The 7,906-nt window shown below is 63.6% G+C and carries 6 protein-coding genes and 1 pseudogene; all 7 read right to left on the reverse strand.

Translation table 11 applies throughout. The features are described from left to right. Window positions 1–2,439 (reverse strand): flavin-containing monooxygenase (locus VML93_RS29940; RefSeq protein WP_325616095.1); only part of this gene is annotated, 2,439 nt, incomplete at its 3' end. 237 nt (window positions 2,440–2,676) lie between these two features. After that, window positions 2,677–3,633 (reverse strand): glutaminase A, encoded by a 957-nt coding sequence (glsA, locus tag VML93_RS29945; protein ID WP_325616096.1) that lies wholly within the window; start codon window positions 3,631–3,633, stop codon window positions 2,677–2,679. Window positions 3,634–3,638: 5 nt separating this feature from the next. Further along, window positions 3,639–4,697 (reverse strand): zinc-binding metallopeptidase family protein, encoded by a 1,059-nt coding sequence (locus VML93_RS29950; RefSeq protein WP_325616098.1) that lies wholly within the window; start codon window positions 4,695–4,697, stop codon window positions 3,639–3,641. A 2-nt stretch (window positions 4,698–4,699) separates the two neighbouring features. Continuing rightward, window positions 4,700–6,151, reverse strand: coding sequence for a C45 family autoproteolytic acyltransferase/hydolase (locus VML93_RS29955; RefSeq protein ID WP_325616099.1), 1,452 nt, complete (start codon window positions 6,149–6,151; stop codon window positions 4,700–4,702). A 189-nt stretch (window positions 6,152–6,340) separates the two neighbouring features. Continuing rightward, window positions 6,341–6,619: a hypothetical protein gene (locus tag VML93_RS29960; protein WP_325616101.1), complete on the reverse strand. Its 279-nt coding sequence runs from the start codon at window positions 6,617–6,619 to the stop codon at window positions 6,341–6,343. After that, window positions 6,600–6,810: pseudogene (locus VML93_RS38745) on the reverse strand (hypothetical protein); the annotation flags it as partial. The pseudogene VML93_RS38745 and the gene VML93_RS29960, both read right to left, overlap by 20 nt. A gap of 114 nt (window positions 6,811–6,924) precedes the next feature. Further along, on the reverse strand, window positions 6,925–7,173 hold the full coding sequence (locus VML93_RS29970; RefSeq protein ID WP_325616104.1) for a hypothetical protein: 249 nt from the start codon (window positions 7,171–7,173) through the stop codon (window positions 6,925–6,927). Between the last annotated feature and the right edge of the window lie 733 nt (window positions 7,174–7,906).

The following is a 7,906-nucleotide window of genomic DNA, read 5'->3' on the forward strand; positions in this document are numbered from 1 at the left end:
GGCGGCGTAGGCCTCACCGTCGTCGCGCAGTGGATCGAACTCGGCCGCCACCACGATCGCCGGCGGCAGCCCGGACAAATCGACGGCACTTAACGGTGCGAAGCGGGGATCGCTTCGATCCGCCGCGTCGATGTAGTGGTCCCAGAACCACTCGAGCAGCGGCGTCGTGAGGCCATAGCCGTCCGCGTTCTCGATGAAGGATGCGCCGGTCGTACCACCGGAGGTTGCGGGTGCCAACAACACCTGGCCCACGATGGTCGGTCCACCCAGGTCACGCGCCAGCCGGCACACCACCGCCGCGAGCCCACCGCCCGCACTCCAACCACACACTGCGAGCCGCCCCGGTTCGCCACCGAGCCCCGGTGCGTTGTCGGCGACCCACCGCAGCGCGGCCATGGCGTCGTCGACCGCCGCGGGGAAGCGGTGCTCGGGTGCATGGCGGTAATTCGCGGAAACGATAATCGCGTCGCTGCGCACGCAAAGGTCCCGGCACAGTGGATCATCCGAGATGGCGTCGCCCAGAACGTAGCCGCCGCCATGGAAGTACACGACGATCGGGTGGGGGCCCGGGGTTGCCGGCCGGTACAGCCGGTACGCCAGATCGCCTGCGGCGCCGGGCAATACACCGTCGGCGATCTCGCCGACGTCCGGTCCCGGCGGTAGCGGCGCTAACATCTGCGCGTAGAGCGCGCGGGCGTCCGCCACGGGCATCGATTCCATCGGCGGCAGATTCAGCGCTGCCGCCTCCATGAGAACCATCTCGACGTCGGGTTGCAACCGGCGCACCACTCCGTCGTTGCAACGCGAGCCGTCGGGACCAGACCGGCTGAAGCCCAGGTAATCGCGGGCGACCACCTCGTCGCAGCTGAGAGCGTAGAAGTCGACGCCCCCGCAGTAGGGCAGGAAAACCCGTGGTTTGCCCGGCACATTGGCGCCCATGTACCACGAGTTCGCCGACGGGTACAGGGTGATGTCGGCGCAGTCGTTCACGTGTTGCGTCCACCCGGCTTCGGCCGTTTCGGTGGGCTCGATGACATCGAAGCCGTCCGCACCCAGGTGACCGAGGCAGTCGAGCACCCAGTCCGCGTGCTGTTCGATCGAAACCGCCATGTTCGACAGCACCGAGGGACTTCCGGGGCCGGTGATGAAAAACAGGTTCGGAAAGCCGGTAGTGGTCAGCCCGAGGTAGGTCTGCGGCCCATTCGCCCATTTGTCCTTCAGCGCAACGCCGTTGCGGCCCCTGAAGTCGACGGCGGATATCGCACCCGTCACGGCGTCGAAACCGGTGGCGAAGACGATCGCCTCGAAGCTGAACGACTCGTCGGCGGTGTCGATGCCGGTTTCGGTGACTTGTCGGATCGGATGCTTTCGGACGTTGACGAGGCGCACGTGCGGCGAGTTGTAGGTGGCGTAGTAGTTCGTGTCCAGGCACGGCCTCTTCATCCCGATGGGGTGATCGGTGGGGCACAGATCGGCCGCCGTCTGCGGATCGTCGACGATGGAGCGGATCTTGTTCCGGACGAACTCCGCGAACTCGTGGTTGGCCGCGGGATTAATCCCCACGTCGGCGTACACGGTTAACGTCTCGAACAATAAGCCGCTCTGCCAGGCGTGCTCATAGCGTTGCTGGCGCTCGGTCTCCGAGACGCTGAAAGTCGGGATGATGCTGCGCTCCATCATCGGAATGCCACCGAACGACATCCTGGCCGCCGCGCGATATTCCGCCTCGCTCGTCAGTTGCGCAAGCTTCTCGGGCGACAACGGGCCATTGAGCGCCGGGAACGAGAAATTCGGGGTGCGCTGAAACACCACCAGCTCTCGCGCCTGCTGCGCGATGACCGGAATCGATTGAATGCCAGAGGAACCCGTGCCGATCACCGCCACCCGCTTGCCCGTGAAATCGACCGGCTCGTGCGGCCAGGCACTGGTGAAGTAGACCTCACCGGCGAACCGCTCGAGCCCGTCGACCTCGGCCGGCTTGGGCATGGACAGACAGCCAGTGGCCATCACGACGAAACGAGAGGTGACCTCCACGCCGCCGTCGGTGCGCACCCGCCACAGCGATGCATCGTCGTCCCAGTCCGCGTGCTGGACTCGCGTCGAGAAGGTGATGTGGCGCCGCAGGTCGTGCTTGTCGGCGACGTGGTTCAAATAACGCAGGATTTCCGGCTGGGTCGCGTACTTCTCCGTCCATTGCCAGTCCCGCCGCCAGTCGGGATCGAAGCTGAACATGTAGTCGACGCTGGGCACGTCGACCCGGGCACCCGGATACCGGTTCCAGTACCACGTGCCGCCGATGTCGTCGGCCGCCTCGAACACGCGCAATCGGTATCCGGCGCGGCTGAGGCGGTAGGCAAGATACAGGCCCGCAATGCCTGCGCCCACTACGACGACGTCGACATCAGGCGTCGGTCGGTCTGTCCCGGCTGTATCGGTCATCCTCTGATCATCACTCCGCGCCGACCGGCTGTCTTGAGTACGGCAATACTTGACCTCCACTCCCTCGGCGTCGTTCCGTCTGGCCGGCCGCTCAAATGTCGCCTGTTTCGAGTCATCGGCCATGCCGCGGACGAAGGGAAAGTATCCAGAGGGGTGTCAGGCTGTGATGGTCAAAGCGGCGGGCTAGAGACCCTTTCGGCGGACATGAGAACGCCCGCAGCCGGGTACGGCAGGGGGTCAGTCCCGGAGCTGCGTACTAAAAAGCCCCAGCTCGAGGGTGTGCGCGATCTGGGTGATCGCGGCCTGGGCGCGCACGCTGTTACCGGCCTTGTCCAGCGGCGGTGAGTAGGCGGCGATCGCCAATTTGCCTGGCGACACCGCGACCAAACCGCCTCCGACGCCGCTCTTGGCGGGCAGCCCGACCGTGTAGGCCCAGTCACCGGAGCTGGTGTAGAGACCCTCCATCGCCATTAAGGCCAGCACGTGCGACACGTTGGCATGTGCGATGACGCGCTTGTCGGTGACGGGGTTGATGCCCCCGTTGGCCAGGGTCGCGCCCATGATCGCCAGGTCGACAGCGGTGATCAGCGTCGAGCACTGCAGCGTGTAGACGTCGCAGGCCTCCATCGGGTCGCAGTACATGTATCCGCCGCACAGCAGCAGCCACGCGATCGCGCGGTTGTGAAAGTTGGTAGCGCGCTCGGACGAGGCGATCGGTTCGCTGACCGTGATCGGACGCCCGGCGAAATCGCTTTGAATCTGCAGGATCTGGCGCCAGCGCTCGTCAGCGTCATTGGCCGACACCAAGCTGGTAGCCGTCATCGCCCCCGCGTTGACCATTGGCGAGTTCGGCTTGTCGTTGTGGAGTTCCAGCGCCAGCACCGAATTGAACGCCTCGCCTGTCGGATTGGCGCCCACCTTGCGGTGGAACACCCGCGGACCTACTTGTTCGATAGCAAGCGCGGCCGTGAAGACCTTCGAGATCGACTCCAGCGCGAACTGACAGCTGGCGTCGCCGGCCGAAAACGTCTGACCGTCGACGGTCGCCACGCACACCCCGAACAGCTGCGGGTCCACGTCAGCCAAAGCCGGTATGTAGCTGGCGTTCTTGCCGCGGCGGTTTTTCTTGTGCTTGGCGTGTGCGGCGGTGACCGCCTCGGCGATCCGGTCGGCGGCGATCGGTGTGGTGGCCATGGCAGTCAATTCTGTTCCACCGTCGCATATTCAGTTGCAGCGGTAGTCACCACACGATGGACGAAGCCAAGCTTCGCGACGACGTGTGGGGAGATAGTGAACGGGTATAGGTCGTCACGACCCATCGAATTGTTGACCCGATTGAGCACCCCCGACAGCACTAACCAGTCAGCCATAATGTCCTCGATGGTGGCGTCGGCGTAGGACTCTCGAGCATGGACATCGTAGGACAGGTCCCACTTCACCCGGTCAGCCTCGACGACGAGGCCCGAATCCGCAATCGTGGCAAGGGTTCCGGTGATGTGGAGATAATGGGCCCAGGTCTCGGCGAAGTCTTCCCACGGGTGGGCGGTGGCGTACTCCGAGATGAAGTCGTGCTGCCAATTGGCCGGCGCCTCGCCCTTGTAGTGTCGCTGCAGTGCGTCCTGGTAGTTTTCGCGATCGTCACCGAACATCGCCCGGGCCTCGTCGATGAGCGGGGCGTTCTGCACCAGCAGCATCTCGTAGTAGTGGCCTACCTCGTGGCGGAAGTGGCCCAGCATTGTGCGATAGGGCTCACGCAGCTTGATGCGCAGACGCTCCCGGTATAACTCCAGCGACTCGGACAGGTCGATGGTGATCACCCCGTTGGAGTGCCCTGTCATCACCGGGTGCCCCAGTGTCTGGCTTGACAGCAGATCGAATGCCAGCCCTTGGGGGTCCGCGTAGTACTGATGGATGGGCAGGCCCAGGTCCATCAGCTCGAAGATCAATCGCCGCAGTGACTTTAGGGTCGAATCGAGTTCCGACATCGCCTCATTGTCATCGGGCGCCGGCGCCTCACGCACGAAACTGTCGGCGTAGCAGCGTCCGGATTCGGAATCGTCCGCGGTCAACCAGTTGCAGCCCCGCTCCCAGTGTGAGCATCGGACCCAGCCATGGCCGTTCACGGTCACTGTTTGCGATGGCATGCACACCATCTGGCGCGACGCGTAGTGGTAGCCGACCGTCATCGCGCACGTCGGGCACTGCTGCACTTCGAACGCGACCGCCTGCCCGCAGTTGGGGCATCTGAAGGCACGCACGATCAGGCCTCGCCGGAACTTCCCGACGCAACGTACGTCCACGGTTGCTGCGGACGGCCCTTGAGATAGCCACGCTGCCAATCCCATTGCGGATGCTGCCGCAGGAATTGTTCGGCGTCGAACTCGGTGCCATCGGCACGCCCGCATCGGGCCCACAGATTGAGCGCCTTGATGTCGGCTGAGGTGGCGACCTTGCCGTCCACGGACCCGAACGGTGTGAACGGGGTCAGTCCACTGAAGTGACAGGGGTCGACATCGGAATGTGCGCATATGGTCCGGGCCGAGGGATGGATGTAGCCAAGGTAGGTGTCGAACGTGTCGCCCATCATGCGCTTGCCGACCTCGACGTCGATGCGCCCGTTGTACTGGCCGAGCAATTGGCGCCAGCGAACCTCCCGCGCACCGTTGGGGGTGCGCACGTCGCTGAACCCGGTCCCGAAGCACTCCAGGTTACGGATCCGCGGATCCGTTACTGCGTTGTCACCCCAGAAGTAGCCATCGGTCGTGCGGCTGAGGCTTTGATACAGCAGGCCCTCCTCGTAGCGCGCGATCTCGCCCGTCTTGACGTCACCGATCAACCAGGAGTTGGCGTATCCGCCGTTGTTGTCCGTGTTGAGCGTCTCGACCCAGTGGTCGATGTCGCGGGCGTACTGCGAGGCCTTACGGGCCCGGACGAACTCCGGGACCCGGGTCTCGTCGTAACCCTTGAAACCGTCGTAGCCACCGATCGTGGTCTCGGTGATCACCAGTCCGGCACCGGTCAACCAGAAATCGCTCATGCTGGCGATCCAGCCCGGCGCGGTCTGCATGACTATGCGGTTGCCGTCGTCGGGGGTCATGTCCAGGATGACGTTCTCGAATTGGCCCTGCCAGAAGTCGGCGAAGCTGGTGTGACCCACAACGATCGACGCGTCGACGGTCGCGCTGCCGGTCGCGATAAAGGCGCTGCAGTGGTTGCCCTCGCCGCCGGTCGGCGCCAACGCGGTGTAGCGGCCCGAGTTCTTGGGCCACCAATAGCCGGTGAGTTCCATCCAATCATTAATGCCGAGTACATCTTTGAACGTGGCTGGCACGCCTGCAGCCGTCAGGCCCGCCGCCACGCCTTCCATCTCCTCGCGCAGCTCGTCGGGGATCTTGTCGGCGTGGAGTTCGGCGGCGCGCTCGACAAAGAAGTCGTAGCCCATACCGATGTCCTGGTAGGTCATCTCCCGGTACACCCGGACCGACTCCGCGTATTCGTCGGCGACGAGAAAGCCATACTGAAAACCGCGTGCGGCCGGTGATCCCTTGATCGTGACATGCAACCAGCCGTTGATCTCGCTGCGCGAGGCCTCGGAGAGCCACCCCTGCTGCTCGTCGGTGAGTTCGGAGGGTGTGGTTCTCGCCGGCGGTTCCGCCGGCCCGGGCGGTGGTTTTACGTTATGACCCTTCGGGGTTGAAGCGATCGCTGTCACAAGCCCTCCTCGTGTCAGAACCCACGCGCCGATGAGTTTAGTGCCGCCGGGTTGCTCGCTGGTCGACGTCGCAAGAAATCCTGACACAGTCGCCGTCGACCCCGGCCGCGCCGGTATTCGGTCATCGATTCCCGACGCTGGCGGAGTCGGGGTCCACGTCAGCGTCGTTGGAAGATCTCGCTGCCCCATTCAGCCGCGAGCACGCCTCCGGGTTGCCAGTAGAACGCGGATCGTTGTGATGTGCAGGATGATCGAGAAGGGCACCATGTAGCCGGGAAAGAGGACCATCGGCCATTGGCTGAACGCCGACGTCGGCGGGCCGGTATGCACCACGGCGACGGCTTGGGATGCCAGGAACCCGGTTCCCACCGCCCCGACGAAATCAAGGAGGCCGAGCACCGACCAGGCAATCGGAATACTGGCCGACGTCGACCCGATCAGGGCGATGCTGCGCGGCCACCACCGCATCCACTGCCGACCCAGGCGAGGCGAACGCCGCGCACACCCCGGCCCCGGTGTGCTTGAACAACCAACCCCCGTGCGCCACGATCGCCGAGCGCAACGCCTCGTCATTTGGCGGCCGGCGCCACCCGCATCGTGCCCGCGTCGGCCTCCCACCGACGGGTCGAACCCTCGACATCGGTGAACAGGAAGGCCACTACCCCTGAAGGGGGGACCACCGCCTGATCAGCGGACACCTACGCAGCGTGGCACAAGCGATTCCATCTCACCTCGAACATCAGGTACGGGGCATGCCAATCGAGCCGCGGTGCTTATCGCGTGGCACGGATGACGAAGGCGTCGGTGTTCTCGTCGTAACCGACCGTTTCGTCCACGAACAGTTGCCCAACCGTGTGGCCATCCTCAGCAACCGCAAGGAAGGTCGTTTCCTCCTGGTCGTATGTCACCGATCCTTGCACGAACATCGCCGCAACCTCGTGCCCATCGGCTCCGAAAACGAGAAGCTTCAAGCCCCCTGCATTCTTGACGTACTGCGTCGCTTCGGCACGTGACATGACCATGGCCGGGGTTCCTTTCTGGTGGCGCTTTGCTTGTAGCGCAAGTATTCCCGAGACCAGAACCCACCGTGGTCGGTACAGAGACTCGAAGTGCTCAGTTGACTGCGGCTGTGAGCCAAAGGCTGTGGTTGTGACGCCACCACTTCATACTCGATGGCTTACAAAGTTTTGACGCCTTTTTATCTCGTCTATTTCGAGACGCACGGTTAATTTCTAGTGACGGCCAGCTCTTTTCTGTGGCGCTCAGACATAACCGGTGCAATACGGAATTTGCGCCGCGGGTACGGAAACGCGGTGGCGTAGTGAGGCGGCATGACCGGCCCGCAGGACCGCTACTTCCAACCGGCGCAATATCCGGCGGCACGGTGATCGACATTGTCATCACCTGCATCATGTCCGTGTTGGCGTGCGTCGTGGCGGTCGGTTCGTTGTGGTTCTCAATCACGTGGGGTGGCGTCGGGTTAGCGGAATTCATCGGGGGGCGGCCATTATCGCAGCGGCCCTGCGCAAACGAGTGATGTGGATATGGCCGACGGTTGCGTTGGCGCTGATCATAATTGCTTCGGTGCTAGGCGTGCATTTCGTGAATTTAGTCCATTCGCACAGTTCGCACGGCTTGTTCGTGAATGGTCCGACATGAATTCTCGAGACGCAAACCAGGGCTGTCACAGCCCCTCCACCTCGGCGGACGCTGGTTTGAAGGCCGGTGACCTGGCTATTCTCACCTCTAACATGA

The organism is Mycobacterium sp. (genome assembly GCF_035499775.1).
Lineage (GTDB): Bacteria > Actinomycetota > Actinomycetes > Mycobacteriales > Mycobacteriaceae > Mycobacterium.